Genomic DNA, 1,645 nt, shown 5'->3' on the forward strand with positions numbered 1-1,645 from the left:
CTCCAATGGTTCGACGAGTTCAACAAGAGCTCGCATCTTCTGGGGCATTCGACCCTGGAGGTGATCTGCTTCGTCATCATCTGGGCGCTGCAGCTGTTGATCATCCAGAAAGGCATGGAGACGGTGCGCCGCTTCCAGGACTGGGCCGGTCCCGCCGTGTGGGTGATGATGCTGCTTCTGGCCATTTATCTGTGCGTGAAGTCCGGAACTTTCGCGTTTACCAGCGACATCCCGATGGACGTGCTGCGCGAGAAAACCGCCGACGCCGGCATTCCAGGCGACCCGGGATCGTGGACCGCGCTCTTCGGTGCCGCGGCGATCTGGGTGACTTATTTCTCGGCGCTCTATCTGAATTTCTGCGACTTCGCCCGTTACGCGCCGGACAATGCGGCCCTTCGCAAGGGCAATATCTGGGGCCTGCCGGTCAACCTCATCCTGTTCTCGCTGGTCGCCGGCGTCACCACGATCGCCGCTTACGACGTCTACCATGAAGTGCTGCTGCACCCCGACCAGATCTCGGCCAAGTTCGACAGCTGGTTCCTGGCGGCCCTTGCAGCACTCACCTTCGCGGTGGCGACGCTGGGCATCAACGTGGTGGCGAATTTCGTTTCGCCGGCCTTTGACTTCTCCAATGTCTTCCCGCGTCAGATCGACTTCAAGAAAGGCGGCTACATCGCGGCGTTGATTGCGCTGGTGCTCTATCCCTTCGCGCCCTGGGAAGGCAGCGCCGCGCATTTCGTCGGCATCATCGGAGCGACGATGGGACCGATCTTCGGGGTGATGATGGTCGACTACTATCTGATCCGCAAAAGCGAGGTCGATGTTCAAGCGCTCTATCGCGAGGACGGCGAATTCCGCTTCCAGGGCGGCTGGCACGTCAACGCCTTCATCGCCGCCGGCATCGGCGCGATCTTCTCCTCGATCCTGCCCAATTTCACCAACCTGCTGCCCTCCTGGTGGGGCGTCTATGGCTGGTTCTTCGGTGTGGCCATCGCCGGCGCCGTCTACTACGTCCTGCGCACTATGGCGCTCGGCGCCGGGGCGAAGATGGCGAAGGCATAAGAATGGGGGAGTAAGGGAGTAGGTCAGTAAGGGAATAGGGAGACAATTATTCCCCTATTCCCCTAACCATCTCAGCCAGCCTGCGCACCGTATTCCAGTTTCGCGACGTGCCGACGCCGAAGCGCTTGTGATTGGCGGCTGCAAGCAGCCGCGAGTTCGGCCGCTCGCGCGAGAAGACGAGCCAGATATCGCCATTGACCAAAAGCACCTTCTCATCGTCGGCCGCGCGGGCCTGAAGTCCCGATAGCGCTTCGTCGGCGACAGGTTGGCGCATCACCCGAATCGCGATCTGGTCGCCGGCTTCCGCCGATTCGGCAGGGAACGGATTAGACGCCGCGAGCTTCAACCAATCCTCTGCGCAGCGCACGATAATATCGACATGGCGGCCGAAAGTTTTCTCGAAGGCCTTTTCCAGCGGACGCTCAAGTTTCGAAATTTCGCCAGCTCGCGCCTCGAAGACCAGGTTGCCGGTCGATACCAGCGTGCGGACATTGTTGAAGCCGAGACCTTCGGCCATCGCCTTGAAGTCCGACATAACAAGGCGCCGGCCTTCGCCGAGGCCTATGCTGTAGAGCAGCGCGAC

Annotated in this window: 2 protein-coding genes; one reads left to right on the forward strand and one right to left on the reverse strand. The window is 60.8% G+C overall.

The window, feature by feature from the left end; translation table 11 throughout:
• On the forward strand, positions 1-1,062 hold a 1,062-nt coding region (locus EOA24_RS37220), incomplete at its 5' end, for a cytosine permease (RefSeq protein WP_127410778.1).
• A 46-nt stretch (positions 1,063-1,108) separates the two neighbouring features.
• Here the strand turns inward: EOA24_RS37220 and EOA24_RS37225 are convergent.
• The coding region (locus tag EOA24_RS37225; protein ID WP_133374871.1) for a DUF1697 domain-containing protein at positions 1,109-1,645 on the reverse strand (537 nt) is incomplete at its 5' end.

It is taken from the genome of Mesorhizobium sp. M2A.F.Ca.ET.039.01.1.1, from assembly GCF_003998035.1.
Lineage (GTDB): Bacteria > Pseudomonadota > Alphaproteobacteria > Rhizobiales > Rhizobiaceae > Mesorhizobium.